The sequence below is a fragment of the Pantoea sp. EABMAA-21 genome, from assembly GCF_030053335.1.
GTDB classification, from domain to species: Bacteria; Pseudomonadota; Gammaproteobacteria; order Enterobacterales; family Enterobacteriaceae; genus Pantoea; species Pantoea communis.
Genome location: NZ_JASGBX010000004.1, coordinates 180,977 through 198,127, shown reverse-complemented (window position 1 = coordinate 198,127; position 17,151 = coordinate 180,977). Strand labels below are relative to the sequence as shown.

Annotated in this window: 10 protein-coding genes and 1 pseudogene; 8 read left to right on the top strand and 3 right to left on the bottom strand. The window is 52.6% G+C overall.

Features of this window, described 5'->3' with window-relative positions:
- Positions 1–81: 81 nt before the first annotated feature.
- Complete coding sequence (locus QMZ65_RS08130) at positions 82–297, bottom strand: hypothetical protein (RefSeq protein ID WP_097117901.1); 216 nt, start codon at positions 295–297, stop codon at positions 82–84.
- Positions 298–813: 516 nt separating this feature from the next.
- Between QMZ65_RS08130 and arnB the strand changes: the two genes are divergently transcribed.
- From arnB to arnF, 7 genes are read left to right on the top strand one after another with little or no spacing between them, the layout of a single operon-like run.
- Positions 814–1,950 (top strand): UDP-4-amino-4-deoxy-L-arabinose aminotransferase, encoded by a 1,137-nt coding sequence (gene arnB, locus QMZ65_RS08125; RefSeq protein WP_283215767.1) that lies wholly within the window; start codon positions 814–816, stop codon positions 1,948–1,950.
- Between the two features lie 5 nt (positions 1,951–1,955).
- A complete protein-coding gene (gene arnC, locus QMZ65_RS08120; protein ID WP_034829843.1) occupies positions 1,956–2,942 on the top strand; it encodes an undecaprenyl-phosphate 4-deoxy-4-formamido-L-arabinose transferase in 987 nt (328 codons plus the stop codon).
- The gene (gene arnA, locus QMZ65_RS08115) at positions 2,939–4,918 is read left to right on the top strand and encodes a bifunctional UDP-4-amino-4-deoxy-L-arabinose formyltransferase/UDP-glucuronic acid oxidase ArnA (RefSeq protein WP_283215766.1); all 1,980 of its coding nucleotides are present in this window, start codon (positions 2,939–2,941) and stop codon (positions 4,916–4,918) included. Before arnC ends, arnA begins: the two co-directional genes overlap by 4 nt.
- Complete coding sequence (arnD, locus tag QMZ65_RS08110) at positions 4,915–5,799, top strand: 4-deoxy-4-formamido-L-arabinose-phosphoundecaprenol deformylase (protein ID WP_097117905.1); 885 nt, start codon at positions 4,915–4,917, stop codon at positions 5,797–5,799. The genes arnA and arnD overlap by 4 nt, the downstream gene beginning before the upstream one ends.
- Before the next feature lie 31 nt (positions 5,800–5,830).
- A complete protein-coding gene (gene arnT / locus QMZ65_RS08105) occupies positions 5,831–7,492 on the top strand; it encodes a lipid IV(A) 4-amino-4-deoxy-L-arabinosyltransferase (RefSeq protein WP_283215765.1) in 1,662 nt (553 codons plus the stop codon).
- The gene (arnE, locus tag QMZ65_RS08100) at positions 7,489–7,821 is read left to right on the top strand and encodes a 4-amino-4-deoxy-L-arabinose-phosphoundecaprenol flippase subunit ArnE (RefSeq protein WP_283215764.1); all 333 of its coding nucleotides are present in this window, start codon (positions 7,489–7,491) and stop codon (positions 7,819–7,821) included. Before arnT ends, arnE begins: the two co-directional genes overlap by 4 nt.
- Complete coding sequence (arnF, locus tag QMZ65_RS08095) at positions 7,818–8,192, top strand: 4-amino-4-deoxy-L-arabinose-phosphoundecaprenol flippase subunit ArnF (protein WP_283215763.1); 375 nt, start codon at positions 7,818–7,820, stop codon at positions 8,190–8,192. The genes arnE and arnF overlap by 4 nt, the downstream gene beginning before the upstream one ends.
- 86 nt (positions 8,193–8,278) lie before the next feature.
- Here the strand turns inward: arnF and QMZ65_RS08090 are convergent.
- Both QMZ65_RS08090 and QMZ65_RS08085 read right to left on the bottom strand, forming a co-directional pair.
- Positions 8,279–9,436: pseudogene (locus QMZ65_RS08090) on the bottom strand (alpha-hydroxy acid oxidase).
- Between the two features lie 135 nt (positions 9,437–9,571).
- Positions 9,572–10,915, bottom strand: coding sequence for an MFS transporter (locus tag QMZ65_RS08085; protein ID WP_283215762.1), 1,344 nt, complete (start codon positions 10,913–10,915; stop codon positions 9,572–9,574).
- 581 nt (positions 10,916–11,496) lie between these two features.
- On the opposite strand from QMZ65_RS08085, the gene QMZ65_RS08080 reads away from it, so the two are divergent.
- Positions 11,497–17,046 carry an autotransporter outer membrane beta-barrel domain-containing protein gene (locus tag QMZ65_RS08080; RefSeq protein ID WP_283215761.1) on the top strand — a complete coding sequence of 1,850 codons (5,550 nt, stop codon included), beginning with the start codon at positions 11,497–11,499 and terminating at the stop codon, positions 17,044–17,046.
- Positions 17,047–17,151: the final 105 nt, after the last annotated feature.

Here is a 17,151-nt window from a genome sequence, read left to right as displayed (position 1 = left end):
ACATAGTTTATCAGTGAGATTTCAGAGCAGATTCAACAATCCAACCGTAAAAACGTAGAGCATAAGGGGCAGGAACAGCAGTTAGAGAGAGGACTGCTGTTTGAACATTTGAATGGCTTCCTGAACGTTGCTGGTGGCCAGTGACATCACGCGATCATTGTTGAGAAAAACGTCATAATGGCCTGCGTTGTAGCGAAACACATACATGTCACCGCGAAAACGCAAACCTTTGGTTTTCACCCCGATATGGTGGCGGCGCAGCGCTGCCTGAGCGAGTCTGTCGGCTCCTGTATTCATTGCGTATCCTCCTCCATTTATATGCCGTTTGATTTCCCAACATAGAGTAAGATTTGAATATTAATTTAACCTTAAGAACAGTATAGGTTGAATTTTTATCGTTATGTTTATTATTGATTTAAATAGAAACTTCCTATTCCTCGTTTCGTATGTCTTGCGGTGGTTAACCTATTTTGAATCTTTAATGAAAGATTGATGAATATTCTTTTTACAACGACATTACCAGCCAGATTCTTCTACCGATCATCAACATTTAAGAAATAACTCATCTTGTCTTACTGCCATTTAATGTTCCGTTAAGTTTTCCTCCGTATTTTGTTCTACGAGGCAATATGACAGGTGTGCTTAAGTTTTTTGCGCCAGATTAAAGAATTAACAGTTCGTGCTACCGAATTGGTTCCGCTTAATCTACGTTTAAACAGCAAGTTACTGGATGTTGTTGAGAAACTTTATGATTGCACACTGCAACTGGCCCTATTGCAGGCAACTTTGGGTTTGAAACGGTAAGGTAAACTTATGACTTTTCTTCCATTCTCGCGTCCATCATTAGGCGAGGAAGAGTTAGCAGCGGTAAAAGCGGTATTTGAATCTGGCTGGATCACTACTGGCCCTAAAAATGCGGAACTGGAACAAGCCTTTTGCCAGTTAACCGGCAATCAACATGCGATTGCTGTCAGTTCCGCCACGGCAGGCATGCACGTCACGCTTCTTGCGTTAAATATTCAACCCGGTGATGAGGTGATTACGCCCTCACTGACATGGGTGTCGACAATTAACATTATTACGTTACTCGGCGCCACGCCGGTAATGATTGATATTGATCGCGATACGCTGATGGTTACCCCTGAGCAAATTGAAGCAGCGATTACACCTCGCACTCGCGCCATTATTCCAGTGCATTATGCCGGGGCACCTGCGGATATTGATGCGATTCGCGCAATCGGTGAGCGCCACGGCATTGCAGTCATAGAAGATGCTGCACATGCCGCAGGTTGTCACTACAAAGGTCAGCACGTTGGCCAGCAAGGTACGGCCATTTTCTCCTTCCATGCCATTAAGAATATGACTTGTGCAGAGGGCGGTTTGATCGTCACCGATGACGCTGAACTTGCCGATCGTATGCGCAGCCTGAAATTCCATGGCTTGGGTGTGGATGCCTATGACCGCCATACCCATGGGCGCAAACCGCAGGCTGAAGTGATCATGCCAGGTTTCAAATACAACTTGCCAGATATCAGCGCGGCGATTGCGCTGGTGCAGTTAAACAAATTGGCTGCCATTAATACGCGTCGTGCTGAGATTGCGCAGCGTTATCTGATCGAGCTGGCGGATACCCCTTTTTTACCGCTCGCTCAGCCTGAATGGTCTCATCAACATGCCTGGCATCTGTTTATCATCCGCGCCGATGAAGCCACCTGCGGTTTAAGCCGCGATGCACTAATGGAAACATTGAGAAAGCAGGATATTGGTACCGGATTGCATTTCCGTGCTGCGCATACCCACAAGTATTACCGCGAACGTTATCCGCAACTTTCCTTGCCCAACACGGAATGGAATAGCGACCGCATCTGCTCAATACCGCTGTTCCCTGATATGCGCGATGAAGATGTCAGCCGCGTAATCGGTGCATTACGTCATATCGCTGGAGTTTGATTGACATGCTCGAAGAAAAAGATATTCGTAAAGTTTCCGTGGTGATCCCGGTTTACAACGAAGAGGAGAGCCTGCCAGAGTTGGTGCGTCGCACCGATGCGGCATGTGCTGTGCTGAATCTCGATTATGAGATTTTGCTGGTGGATGACGGCAGTAGCGACCGCTCAGGTGAGATGATCGCGGATGCCGCTGACATGCCCGGAAGCCATGTGGTCGGCGTATTGCTGAACCGCAACTATGGACAACACTCGGCAATCATGGCCGGTTTTAGCCATGTATCAGGCGACCTGATTATCACACTGGATGCGGATTTGCAGAATCCACCTGAAGAGATCCCCAATCTGGTGCAAGCCGCTCAGCAGGGGTATGACGTGGTCGGTACTGTGCGTCAAAATCGTCAGGACAGTTGGTTCCGTCGCCGCGCTTCCCGCACCATCAACCAGCTGATTCAACGCGTCACCGGTAAAGCGATGGGTGACTATGGCTGCATGTTACGTGCTTATCGCCGTCACATTGTCGATGCCATGCTCAACTGTCACGAGCGCAGCACTTTTATTCCTATCCTGGCCAACACCTTTGCGCGCCGCACGATTGAGCTGCCTGTCGCCCACGCCGAGCGCGAATTTGGTGATTCGAAATACAGCTTTATGAAGCTGATCAATCTGATGTATGACCTGGTGACTTGCCTGACCACCACGCCACTGCGCCTGCTGAGTATTGTCGGCAGTCTGATTGCATTGGCCGGTTTCGCCTTCTCACTGGTACTGATCGTATTGCGCCTGTTCCTCGGTGCCGACTGGGCCGGAGACGGGGTGTTCATGCTGTTTGCGGTGCTGTTTATTTTTGTCGGCGCGCAATTTATCGGTATGGGCCTACTCGGCGAATACATCGGCCGAATTTACAACGACGTCCGCGCTCGTCCGCGCTACTTCATTCAACGTGTTATTAACTCGCAGAAAGATGTCTCCTCTGTACAGGAAATTGAGCAATGAAAACTATCGTCTTCGCCTACCACGATATGGGCTGTGCAGGTATTACTGCGCTGTTAAATGCGGGTTTCGAAATCAGCGCGATCTTCACCCATGCTGATTCTGCTAATGAGAACCACTTCTTTGGTTCTGTCGCCCGTTTGGCGGCAGAGCAGGGTATCGCGGTGTATGCGCCGGAAGATGCTAACCATCCTTTGTGGGTCGACCGCATTAAATCCATGGCACCGGATTACATTTTCTCCTTCTACTATCGCAATCTGCTCAATGACAGCATCCTCAGCAGCGCGCGCCTGGGCGCTTTCAACCTGCATGGTTCACTGCTGCCTAAATATCGTGGGCGCGCGCCACTTAACTGGGCGTTAGTGAATGGCGAGACTGAAACCGGCGTGACCCTGCATCGCATGGTAAAACGCGCGGATGCAGGCGATATCGTGGCACAGCAGCGTGTCGCCATTGATGAACAAGACAACGCCTTAACTCTGCATCGCAAACTGACAGCCTGTGCTACACAACTGCTGGAGCAGGCACTGCCAGCGATGAAACGTGGGGAAATTGCGGCAATTCCTCAGGATCACAGCCAGGCGACGGTGGTGGGACGTCGCACACCAGAAGACGGTCGCATTAAGTGGGAACAGTCCGCACAGTCAATCAACAACCTGGTGCGTGCGGTCACCGATCCATGGCCGGGCGCATTTGCCTTCGCCGGTACTGTGAAATTTGTGGTGTGGAAAGGGCGCGTACATGTTGATGCGCCAAAAGCCAAGCCAGGCACAGTGATTTCCGTTGAACCTTTCCTGATTGCCTGCGGAGAAGGTGCCCTGGAAGTAGTAACCGGACAAAGTGAAAATGGCGTCTATATGAACGGCAGCCAGCTGGCGCAGAGTCTGGGAATGGTGCCGGGCGCACTGTTGTACTCTCAGCCGGTTGCAGCCGTTAAACGTCGTACACGCGTGTTGATTCTGGGTGTGAATGGCTTCATCGGTAACCACTTGACCGAACGTTTGCTGCAGGATGACAACTTTGAAGTTTACGGTCTGGATATTGGATCGGATGCCATTAGCCGTTTCCTAGATCAGCCGCGCTTCCACTTTGTTGAAGGTGATATCAGCATTCACTCAGAGTGGATCGAGTATCACATCAAAAAATGTGATGTGGTGTTGCCATTAGTGGCGATTGCTACGCCAATTGAATACACCCGCAACCCGCTGCGCGTGTTCGAACTCGATTTTGAAGAGAACCTCAAGATCATCCGCGATTGCGTAAAATACAAAAAGCGCATCATCTTCCCTTCCACGTCAGAAGTGTACGGCATGTGCACCGATAAACACTTCGATGAAGATCACTCCAACCTGGTAGTGGGGCCGATCAATAAACAGCGCTGGATCTACTCGGTTTCCAAACAACTGCTGGACCGTGTGATCTGGGCGTACGGCGAAAAAGAAGGTCTGCGCTTCACGCTGTTCCGTCCCTTCAACTGGATGGGCCCGCGTCTCGACAACCTGAACGCTGCGCGTATTGGTAGCTCCCGTGCGATTACCCAACTGATCCTCAACCTGGTTGAAGGTTCGCCGATCAAGTTGATCGACGGTGGTGCACAGAAGCGTTGCTTCACTGACATTCGCGATGGTATCGAAGCGTTGTTCCGCATCATTGAGAACAAAAACAGCAACTGTGACGGTCAGGTCGTCAACATCGGCAACCCGGAAAACGAGGCGAGCATCAAAGAGCTGGCTGAACGCCTGCTGGCAAGCTTCGAACGTCATCCGCTGCGCGACCAATTCCCGCCGTTCGCCGGTTTCCGCGAAGTAGAGAGCAGCAGCTACTACGGTAAAGGTTATCAGGACGTCGAGCATCGTAAGCCGTCAATCAAAAATGCGCGTCGCTTGCTGGACTGGACGCCGACCATTGAGATGGATACCACGATCGATAACACGCTGGATTTCTTCCTGCGCACCGTTGAGTTGCAGGATAAGCCATGAAGAAAATTGGTTTGCGCGTAGATGTTGATACCTGGCGTGGAACCAAACTCGGCGTTCCGGCGCTGCTAGAGCAGTTTAGCCTGCATCAGTTGCAGGCCAGTTTCTTCTTTAGCGTTGGGCCGGATAACATGGGGCGCCACTTGTGGCGCCTGATGAAACCGCGCTTCTTATGGAAAATGCTGCGCTCGCGCGCAGCTTCACTCTACGGCTGGGATATTTTATTGGCTGGTACGGCCTGGCCAGGACGTGAGATTGGCCGCGGTCTGGAGGAGATCATCAGCGCCACAGCCGATCATCATGAAGTCGGTCTGCACGCCTGGGATCACTTTGCCTGGCAAACCTGGGCAGGCGTGTGGTCAGAAGAAAAGTTGCTGGAACAGATTTCGCGTGGGAAAGCCGCACTGGAAGCGATTATCGGTGACGCTGTCACTTGCTCTGCCGTGGCCGGATGGCGGGCGGATGGCCGCGTTGTCGCCGCTAAGCAGACCTTCGGTTTCAGCTATAACAGTGATTGTCGTGGTACTGGACCCTTCTTGCCGCGTCTGCGTGATGGCAGCTTAGGCACGGTGCAAATCCCCGTGACATTGCCTACCTGGGATGAAGTCGTCGGACAGTCAGTTAGCGCCGCTGACTATAACGATTTCATTCTTGAGCAGATGCTCGAAGCCGAAGGATCGCCGGTGTACACCATTCATGCTGAAGTTGAAGGCATTATCGGTTCTAAGGCGTTTGGCGAGTTGTTAACCCGCGCAGAGCAACAAGGCATTCACTTCTGTCCTCTGAGCGAGTTGTTACCTGACGATCTCAGCACACTCCCGCAGGGCAATCTGGTACGTGGGCATATACCCGGACGCGAAGGCTGGCTGGGCTGCCAGCGCTAAACGTTAACAGGAAACTTTATAGGAACCACGGATGCGTACAGGCACCAAAACGGCGCTGCTCCTGGCGCTTTTCGCGCTTTATTATCTTATCCCGATCGAATTCCGCGCCTTATGGCAGCCGGATGAAACCCGCTACGCTGAAATCAGCCGTGAAATGCTGGTTAATGGCAATTGGGTGGTACCGCACTTCTTTGATTTGCGTTATTTCGAAAAGCCCATAGCGGGTTATTGGGTCAACAATATCGGCCAGCTCTTGTTTGGCCATACCAACTTCGGTGTACGCGCCGGTTCGATTTTTTGCACCATGCTCAGTGCAGTGCTGATTTATTGGCTGGGCCATCAGATGTTTGCCAGCCGGAAAATCGCACTGACCGGCAGCATCATTTTTCTCACTTCGCTTCTGGTGTATGGCATTGGCACTTACGCGGTGCTGGATCCTATTCTGCTGTTGTGGATGGTTGCCGCGATGTGCAGCTATTGGCTGGTGGCGCAAGCTTCTACTACGCAACAGCGTCTCTGCGGTTATGTGCTGCTGGGCGCAGCCTGCGCGATGGGCTTTATGACCAAGGGCTTCCTTGCGCTGGCGGTGCCGGTATTGGCGATAGTGCCCTGGGCGATTTGGCAAAAACGCTTCGGCGAGCTATTACGCTGGGGACCTTTGACGATCATCGTTGCCGCACTGCTCAGTGCGCCGTGGGCGCTGGCCATTTATCGCCAGGAAGGGGATTTCTGGCATTACTTCTTCTGGGTTGAGCATATTCAGCGCTTTGCAGAGAAAGATGCACAGCACAAAGCCCCCTTCTGGTATTACCTGCCGGTGTTGCTGGCGGGATGCCTGCCGTGGCTGGCGCTGCTGCCGGGCTCACTGATGGGCGCATGGCGCCAGCGTCGTCAACATGCGGGAGCCGTTTACCTGTTAAGTTGGGTGATCTTGCCACTGCTGTTCTTTAGCATCGCTAAAGGCAAACTGCCGACCTACATTCTGCCGTGCTTTGCACCTTTAGCACTGTTGATGGCGCATTACGCCCACAGTGGTTCTGCACAATTAGTGAAGGTGTTTAAAGTTAATGGCTGGATAAACCTGCTGTTTGGCGCCATAACCACCTTAGTCCTGTTGGTGGTGGTTGCGCCATGGGGATTGGCGCACAAGCCCGTTTATACCCATGATGAAATACTGCCGTTAATCTGTGGCGTACTGGCCTTTGCCGGCTGGGGCATTATGGGGTGGTTCAGTCTCAAACCGGGTGCCTGCCGTTGGCAACTGGCGGCGCTTTGTCCGTTAACGCTGGCGCTATTGATCGGCTTCGCGATACCGCAGAAGGTTCGTGACTCCAAACAGCCGCAGAGTTTTGTACAGGCTGTGCATCATCAACTGGCAGACAGCCGTTATCTGCTGGCTGACAATCCTGGCATCGCGGCTGCGGTGGCATGGGAAACTGAGCGCAGTGATATCACTTTCTATGATGCCAAAGGCGAACTGCAATACGGTCTTAGCTATCCCGATGCGAAAACGCGCTATGTTGATGGCGCAGCATTTGCTGACTGGCTGCGTGAACATCGTCGCCATGGCAAAGTGTCCGTGGTGATGATGCTCAACTCGGGCGAGAACGGGCCTGACCCTGCAATGCCAACGCCGGATGACGTTTATCGTCAAGGTCGACTGGTCTATTACGGTTATAACGCGACACCATGAACCTGTTGCTTATTCTTCTGGTCAGTTTGTTGAGCTGCGCCGCCCAGCTTTGTCAAAAGCAGGCGGCGTATCTGGGGAGGCGCCACGGCAAGAAGCAGCTCATCTTGTGGATTGCGCTGAGCCTCTTTTTGCTCGGCGTGGCGATGTTGCTATGGCTGCTGGTATTGCGTGTGGTGCCGGTCAGCGTGGCCTATCCGATGCTGAGTCTCAACTTCGTGTTGGTGGCCATAGCAGCTAAGTTGATCTGGCGTGAGACATACACCTTGCAACAATGGTTCGGTACGCTGGCGATTGTTGCCGGGGTCGCGCTGATGGGGAGCCACCTATGAAAGGGGTGATCCTCGCACTGTGTAGCGTGCTGATGGTGTCGCTGGCGCAATTGGTCCTGCGTGACGCGATGCTACATTTCCCGCCATTGACTGCAATCCTTAGCCCGCAATTCTGGCAGCATCTGCAGCCGCTGCTCCTGCTCGGTCTGGGACTTGGTGCGTACGCATTATCGATGCTGTGCTGGATGCTGGCGCTACGTCATATGCAGCTTAACCGCCTCTATCCGTTGCTGAGCCTGAGTTATGTGCTGGTGTGGCTGGCAGCTATTTCATTGCCAATGTTCGGTGAAGCCTTCCGCTGGAGCAGTTTTGCCGGTGTTGTATTGATTGTGTTTGGATTGTTGTGCGTTTCACTGCCGCGTAAACCTTAGCCGCAGAACGTTAGATGTGACAGGCGAGCCCCATGGAACCAAAGCGGGGACCACATTTCGTCGACGAGCTGCATGGCATGACACTGTCACTTTATCAGGCGTAAATGCTTTTCACTGAGGTCAGCGAGCGAGGGTGCACCCAGCATGCCCAGATCGCGACTGACTTCATTAGTGATAAGGTCAATGGCCCACTCAACCCCCGATGTTCCGCCTACTGCACTTGCATAGTTAAAAGGCCTGCCAACAAAGCAGGCCCTTGCCCCCAGCGCCAATGCTTTGATGGCGTCGGTGCCACGTCGGATGCCGCTGTCCATCATCACCGTCATATTTCCCGCAGCGGTGACAATCTCGGGCAGAACACAAATCGGCGGGATCACCGTATCCAACTGACGACCGCCGTGATTCGAGACCACAATGCCGTCGATGCCAATGGATCTACAGCGCAATGCATCATTTCGACTCAGAATGCCTTTAATAACCATCGCGCCCGTCCAGCGCTGACGAATATGTTCGATATGCTGCCAGGTGAGATGGCTGCGCCCACTGAAGTCACGCACGGCATTTTTGGAAAACAGCGGTGCGCCACGCACTGCGTTGTTGTTCTCGAAATAAGGTATGCCCGAGGTCAGTAAGGTTTTCAACAGCGTGCCGTAAAGTCAGCGGGGATGGGTGACGCCTTGCCACGCCAAGGCCAGACTGGGGCGGAATGGCGTGGAAAATCCGACGCGCACGTTGTTTTCCCGGTTAGCTTTGACCGGCGTATCCACCGTCACGACCAGTACGGATATGCGCGCTCGCTTGACGCGATCCACCAACGCATCAATCTCTTCCAGCGTCTTTGGCAAATAGGCCTGGAACCACATCGCCGGATTAGCCGCAGCCACGTCCTCCAGTGGAATCAACGAGGAACCGCTCATAATAAAGGGCACGTTCTTGCACGCTGCTGCCCGCGCTAAAGCAATATCGCCCTGAAAACCGGTGATGGCAGAGATGCCCATCGGCGCAATACCCACAGGCGCCGCATAGCGATGCCCAAACAGATCTACCTCAGTATTACGTTGCGACACATCGACCATGTTTTCAGGTATCAGGCCGTAATGAGCATAGGATTGCTGAGTGTGATGGAGCGCAATGTTGTCCTCAACACCACCGGACACATAAGCGAACAGCGGATGGGGCAGACGCTTTTGGGCATATTTCTCGAAATCATTTAACGAGAGGCAACGTTGATACAGTTTGCGCATGGGCTAGCGATTCAGCTGTGAGGATAAAGAAGAGAAAAGTCATGCTATTGCAAGAAGGGGGTCTGGCAAATGCTTTAAATGGCATTGCATATCTGAATAAAGCATATGGGCGCACCTTAGTGCGCCCATCGTTAATTAATGTTGTTCCCAGGTATGATATTCGCCATCACGTCGGCCTGGAGCCGTTTCAGGCAATCGCAGCAGGCCTACAACGGAAATCACCCCCAGTACTGCAACATACAGCGCCAGGCCATACCAGTGCCCATCGGTGGCCTGCAGGATTTTCACCGCGACTAAGCCAAGCACGCCACTGCCAATTAACGATCCCACCTGCCAAATCACTGCAATGCCGCTGCAGCGAATATGCGTCGGGAACAGTTCCGGGAACCAGGAAGCCTGTGGGGCGTAGCACATACTGTGGCCCAGCGTCAGCGCGACAATCATCGCACTTTGCGTTAGCCAGTAGCTGTTTTGGGACAGGGCATAAAAGAACGGCACGATGGAAATCACAATCAGCAGTGCACCCATCATGTATACCGGTTTGCGACCGATCTTATCGGATAACGCCCCCATCAGCGGAATGGCAAATACCTCGAGTATCACAGCCACAATCATGCTGTTCATCAGTATGCCGGCGTCGAGATTGTTGGCTTTGCCCCACGCCAGGATAATCACCGTGAAGAGGGCAAAGGCGCAAGCTTCAATTAATTTAGCCGCCACACCATTGATGACTAATTTAGGATTACCGCGAATCACTTCTTTTAACGGACGCGATTCGGCGGCCTTGGTTTCGCGAATGGCGGCGAACACTGGCGATTCATCGATGCGCAAACGAATAAACAATCCTACGATGACCAGCACTGCGCTCAGTAAGAAGGGCACGCGCCAACCCCAATCCATCATTTGTTCCGCGCTCAGGGAGGCATTAAGAATTGCGAACAGTGCCAGCGGCAGCAGGAACCCAACCGGCGCACCGATTTGTACCCAGCTGGCAAAAAAACCACGACGTGATGCTTGCGAATATTCTGCGGTCATCAGGACCGCGCCAGCTTGTTCGCCGCCCACGCCAAAACCTTGCATCAGGCGAATAGCGATCAACAACACCGGTGCCCAGATGCCGATCTTTTCATAGGTTGGCAGCAAGCCAATACAAAAAGTACCGAGACCCACTATCAGGATGGTGGCCACCAGCGCTTTTTTACGTCCCACTTTGTCACCAATATGGCCAAAAACGATGCCGCCAATCGGCCGGGCGAGGAAGCCAACGGCATAAGTTGCAAACGCGGCGAGGGTGCTGATCAAAGGGTCGTGGCTGGGGAAGAACAGGTGGCCAAAAAACAGCACTGCAGCCGTGCCATAGGCAAAGAAATCATAATATTCCGCCGCGGTGCCAATCGCCGAAGCACTGGCGACACGACGAATGAGTGAGGTGTGATTTCCCTGTGCCGTTTGGGTCTGAGTAAAAGTGGAAGATGCCATAGTCAAAATCCTGCAGGTTTATAATTTTAGACTACCATACAAGGATGTTTGTTGGTTTGTTGCGCGAACGATCACAAATTTAAGATGGCGAGAATTTACATCCTCGCTTTGATTCCTGCCTTCGAGAATCGACAGCATATCAATTTTGAGTCAATTATTTCCGACCCGCTACAGCGCTGCGATTATTAATCTTCATAACGTTAATATTCAAAATAGAACGGATCTATTTCACTGGGGAATCGTTTTTTCTGTTATCGGCGAATATCGATAATAAGAATATAAAAACCTCAATAAACCCAGTAATGAATGGACTTTAAATTTAGTCTAATGCATTGATATAAATGAAGATGAGCCCATTAAAATTATTCCGTGTTACCTGCTGATTTTCAAGGGTTAATTCTTAATTTGACTTAAATCCCCCTGTTCACCTTAACTCCAGCTAGACGTTTTCTTTACGAAATGGTGAGATAACTCGACATAATACGCTCTCCATTCTTGTTCTCGCGTTTATTAAACCAATCGTCATGCGCGGTATTAGTTTTTGCCGCGCGAAAAATATTATTTTCTCTCTGGAGGAAAGGATGTTATTTAAATTAAAACCGCTGGTTATCAGTTTGCTGGCTGCACAAGGCATTATGATTCCTGCGATGCAAACCAATGCCGCCGTGATTCAACCCTTTGACCCTGCGAAAAATGACAACAAAGTGGGGGTGTTTTGCGTGTGCAACGGCAGCACACAATCGCTAACGGGGTTGCCGCAATTTACGCCGGGTAAAAGTGGCGAATTGCAGGTCTCCATTGGCGAGTTACAGGATCAAGGCCGATTGGTGACAGATAACAACTTATTGGGTAAAGAGAGGTTGAGTCTGGGGGCGCAAGATTTCACGATCTCCGTGCCTGATGAGGATCACCGCTCTTACAGCAATTTCCAGACTTACAACACTGCCGCGTTAAGCAATCTCGCGCCGGTCGATAGCAGCACCCTGGTCACCGATTTCGAAGAGGTGAAGAATCAGCAGTACATTGATGCGCGTGTTGCCTCAGTGAGTAATGGCACTATCAACGTACAACTAGGCACTGAGGGAGCCAGCACGGTGGCAAATGGTTGGGAGATGGCGGCAAAGCAGAGCCGCTTATTCACTGCCAGCAACAAAGGCAACATGAACTGGGATTCGGATAACCGTATCACATCCACCGCGACGCAGATTCCTGCCGTGTCGCGATGGGGTCTGAATGTGGACAATCTGGTGGCGTATAACGGCGCATTTAGTGTGACCAGCCTCTATGGCGATACCACCGACTTTAACGTGACGTCGTTGAGCGACCTGCAAAATTACAACGACTGGCTGATTGAGCAACTGCAGAATGGCCAAATTAGTTCCGCTGACTACAACAACGAATTTAATAAAGCAGTGACGCTCAGCAGCGGGCAGGTGGTGTGGGGAGTGAATACCCCGGATGACGATGAAGCTTTCCTGCCAATAGGCGAGCGCGTGGTGCTCAGCGCTGACGGTGCCAATGCGCGTGCCACTATTGAGGCAGGAAAAACCCTTGAGGTGGCGAATGCCAACGGCGGAGCGATGCGCGCGGACAATGGTGCCACCGCAACCATTAACGGCAAGTTAGCGAGTACCGGTAGCGGAATCACCGATAATGATGCCCTGGTATTAACCAACGGCAGCAGCGGCATCAACAACGGTGTGATTAATAGTGGTTTCTTTAATAACGCCGATGGGAGTGGCATTGATACCAGCACGCTCGGCATTAACGGATTAGCGGTGAATGCCAGTGATAGTCACTTTATCAACAACGGCATTATCAACAGCGCGGGATCAGCCGTTGTGCTGGATAACAGCGAAGGGGTGAATAACGGCACCATCAATCTGGTCGGCGACAACGGCAGTGCAACAGCGGTGACGCTGAGCGGCGATGCGAGCACCTTTACTAACAACGGCACAATCTATCTTGGCCGTACGCCGCAAAATCATCCCGGTGATGCAACGTCTGACATTATGCTGGATAGCGCCACCGGTATCCTTCAGTTGGGTCGCAACAGCGCAGTCAACAACGGCCACATCATCATGGGTTCGGGCGTACAAAGCGGCGCGGCGATGAGCGTGTCTGGCGGCGCGGATGCCGTCACCCTGAATAATGGCGTCATTGATGTCAATGGTCGCGGCACTGGACTGGCGGTGATGGACTCTGGCAGCGGCGGTCAGGTGGGCAATGCCGGAGTGATTAACCTGAATGGCGATAACGGTACCGGCCTGTTGGTGACGGCGAATGACGGTGGTTTTGCGCACGCCTGGTCTGATGGACAAATCAATATTGCTGGGAATGCAAATGTCACAACAGGGACACGTAACACCGCAGTATGGGTGAAGGGTATCAATAGCGGCGTCGCTTCGGCGGAGATCAGCGGACCGATCACCTTAAACGGAGTTGGCGCGATTGGGATACGCGCGGAAGGCAATGCCACGGTGAATGTGTCGCAGGCGGCTCTACCCACGGGTAATAGCGGTGCCGATCAAATCACCTTTCTCGCTATGGGGCCGAACGCAAAAATTTTACTGCCCGAGAATGGCCACTACGGCGTAACGGGAGAGAACGCATCCATCTTTCGTGTGCAGGATGGCGCGAGCTTTGATGGCAGTGGCATGACGTTAACTTCAAACGGCAACCTTTCCACCGCCGTCCTGGGCAGTGGAGATAACACCACGGTCACCACTGGCAATGCCATCTTTAATCTCGGCGAAAATGGCATCGGGTTGCGTATTGAGGGTGCTGCGCAGGGCACGATTGACGCTGCAACCACCGTCAATATGAATGGCATACATAGCATCGTGGCACAGGTACAAGGCAATCGTACCGACCTCAATGGCAATATTACCAACTCCACAACGCTGCCTTACACCAACACGCTGCTGACTAACAATGCCAATATCTATGGCTCGCAGGATCGGCAGATTGGTTTTATTGCCAGTAGCTCTGGGCAGCTGATCAATAACGGTGATATCGCACTGGAAGGCAGCAACACGGTGGGGATTGGCTCGCTCGGCGGGAATGCCACCAACAATGGCACTGTGTCGATCACGAATGGCAGTAGCGGGCTTTACACCGAGGGTTATACCTATTCGGTTGGCGCTCGTGCGACCAACAACGGCACGATCAATGTCTCCGCCGGCAATGCCAGCGCGACACAGCCTTCCGTGGGCGGCGTAGCTTTTGGGGACGCAGCTTATTTCTACCAAAATGGCACCATCAATCTGTACGGTGAACATGCGGTGGGTGCGCAGGCGGGCAATGGCGGAACGGTAGTGATTGGTGAAGGCAGTCAAATTGCATTCCATGCTGCCAATCAAATCGGTTATCAGGCGCTTGAAGGCTTTAGCAGCATTAGCAACAGCTCCAATTTGACGACGGATGCGGAGAACATCTCGTTACTGAGTGCAGGCGACGGCGGCTATATCAATAACCAGGGTACCGTCACCGTCATTGGCAACAACAGCCGCGCGGTTGCACTGACGGATGGCGGCCTTCTGATCAACAGTGGTTCGATTTCCGCTTATAAAGGTGTGGCTTTGGATGCCTCATCAGGAGCGTCAACTTATCGGCAAAACAGTGGACAGATCTATTCCGAAGGGACCGCTGCCATTCGTGTTGGCAATGGCGGTTCGCTTAACATTATTGGTGATGGGCAAGGCGAACAGTACAACAGTTACAGCAGCAATATCTGGTCCAGCGGTGACGCAGACACGGTGGTGATTGATAACGGTGCCGCAGGGTTTATCGCCGATCATATGGAATTGAGTGGTGCCCGTAATCTTATTAATAACCGCGCTGAAACCAGCAATATTGCACTAAATTATGTGCGACTGGACGTCAATGGCGGTAATGGCATTCGCTCGGCAACGTCGTTCGGCTATGACGACCATGTTTATATCAACGTCAGCAGCAACAGCCTGACCAACGCGCCCGGCATCGGCTATCTGTTTGCTAATGAAGATGGTTCTGTCACCCACAACGATTTGACCCTCGGTCCCAATTACACCATTTTCCTTTCGGGTGCCAATACTACCGGCGTACGCGCTAATACGACCGGCAGAGTGATCAACGAAGGCTTTATCGGTGTGTATGACTTTAGTGGCGGATCGGCGATTGTCACTGACACCGCCAGTGAAGTGATTAACCGGGGTAGTATCGTCTCAAACAGTAAAGTCTCACCGGTGATTGATCTGCGCGGAGGGCAAACACTGTTTATCAACCAGGGGCAAATCAGCGCCACCTTCCCGGATATTGAGGTGGTGGCGGGCGGCGCGACCAACGACCGCATTGCACTGATGTCAGGCAGCGTGGTGGGGGATGTGAATACGGGGGCCGGTAACGACATCGTGCAGGTGTCCGGCGGCACGCTTAATGGCAGCGTGACAATGGGGAGCGGCACTAACCAGGCGCTGGTGGAGAAGGTTGATCTGGCCAATACCCGGCACATCACCACGCAGAATGGCGCAGGCAGCACGCTCTATTTTAATGACATCAATGCGCGCGGCGGGTCATTTAGCGCCGATGACCTGAGCAAAGGCACCAACCTTGGCGGTGGCTGGAGCACCATCAACTTCGATAACACTCAATGGACGTTGACCGATAACCTGAAACTGGCGCACAGCACCATTAATATCGGCGAAGGCTCAACGTTGTATGCGGGCAACGGCGTCAATCCACTGCTGAGTGGCGCCACCGACGGTTCGCTGGTGATGAATAATGCCGGTACGCTGGATCTGACTAATGGCAATGGTGTTCCGGGCAACACGCTAACCATCGATGGCGATCTCAATTCAGCTGGCGGACGCGTGAAGCTCAATACGCAAATTGATACAGGCGTCAGTGACAGTGTGCGTGTGAATGGCAATACCAGCGGCACCACTCTGCTGGATGTTAACCCGACGGGGAACCGTCTGGCGGTGATGACGCCTGAACAGGGCATTGCACTGGCGCAGGTAACCGGCAATGCCAGTGCTAACAGCTTCGCGCTGGCAAAGGGCTATGTCGCCGCGGGTCCTTATCAATATGGTCTTTACAGCGGTTCTAACGGAACCGGTCAGGATTTTCGTCTCGCGAGTAACTTTGTCAGCGATGCAGCAGGTAATGCGGTGCGCCCACAACTTACGCCTCAGATGCCATCTTATATTTCTGCGCCGGTCGGGCTGGCCTACTACAATATGGCGGTGATGGACGATCTTCATAAGCGACTGGGAGAGCTACGTCAGGATTCAGGCAGCAGCGCGGGCAATGGCGGTGAGATGTTTATCCGTTATCTGGGTTCCAATCTCACCTACAAGACGGATCGCAGCCTGAGTCAAAACGGCTACGATTTCGATCTTGATTACAGCGCAGTGCAACTGGGCGGCAATCTGATTCATCTGCAAGGCGCCAGCGACAGTTTGCGAGCCGGAGTGGCCTATACGCGCGGTAATGCCCGTATTCGTCCTGATGCAGCGGACGGTTACAGCTCGACCACTTTCGATAGCGATACCTTGTCGCTGTACGGCACCTGGCTGCGTGACAGTGGCTTCTATGTTGAAGGGGCACTGTCATTCGACTGGCATCGTGGCGATACCGATATTGCGCGGCAAAAAGAGGTGGGCAAACTGAAAGGCAATGGCTGGGGCGCTTCACTGGAAACCGGCTATCCGTGGCAGTTGGGCAATGGCGTACGTCTCGAACCGCAGGCGCAGTTAATGTACTTGCAACTTAACATGGATGATCTGGTGGATCGGGATAACACACGCGTCAGTTGGGGCAATTACGATCAAACCATTGGCCGCGTGGGCGCGCGTTTGGATCGCACCTGGCAAGATACAGCCGGCCAGCAATATACGCCTTATCTGCGCACCAGCTATACGCGTGGTTGGGGAGGGGCGGCCACTACGCGAGCGGGCATTAACGGCGGCGCGGACAGTGTCAGTTTCTACAGCGGAAAGTTCGGACAGATGTGGGATGTGGGCATCGGTGGTACGGCCGCGCTAAAAGGGAATCTCTCATTGTATGCCGAGGCCGACTATCGTCAGGAAATTGACGGTAACGGTACGAAAGGCTGGCGCTATAACGGCGGGGTTCGCTGGCAATTCTGATCGCGTTTACCTTACGCCAATATCCATTGGCGTAAGGTTTTTCTTATTTCCTCTCTCGAATGTTTAAATACATACACGCCGCTATTAATAAACATTGCCCACCTC

Coding starts and splice junctions, on each gene's coding strand:
- QMZ65_RS08085 (WP_283215762.1), bottom strand. CDS start 10,915: ATGGCATCTTCCACTTTTACTCAGACCCAAACGGCACAGGGAAATCAC.
- QMZ65_RS08080 (WP_283215761.1), top strand. CDS start 11,497: ATGTTATTTAAATTAAAACCGCTGGTTATCAGTTTGCTGGCTGCACAA.
- arnD (WP_097117905.1), top strand. CDS start 4,915: ATGAAGAAAATTGGTTTGCGCGTAGATGTTGATACCTGGCGTGGAACC.
- arnA (WP_283215766.1), top strand. CDS start 2,939: ATGAAAACTATCGTCTTCGCCTACCACGATATGGGCTGTGCAGGTATT.
- arnB (WP_283215767.1), top strand. CDS start 814: ATGACTTTTCTTCCATTCTCGCGTCCATCATTAGGCGAGGAAGAGTTA.
- arnC (WP_034829843.1), top strand. CDS start 1,956: ATGCTCGAAGAAAAAGATATTCGTAAAGTTTCCGTGGTGATCCCGGTT.
- arnE (WP_283215764.1), top strand. CDS start 7,489: ATGAACCTGTTGCTTATTCTTCTGGTCAGTTTGTTGAGCTGCGCCGCC.
- arnT (WP_283215765.1), top strand. CDS start 5,831: ATGCGTACAGGCACCAAAACGGCGCTGCTCCTGGCGCTTTTCGCGCTT.
- QMZ65_RS08130 (WP_097117901.1), bottom strand. CDS start 297: ATGAATACAGGAGCCGACAGACTCGCTCAGGCAGCGCTGCGCCGCCAC.
- arnF (WP_283215763.1), top strand. CDS start 7,818: ATGAAAGGGGTGATCCTCGCACTGTGTAGCGTGCTGATGGTGTCGCTG.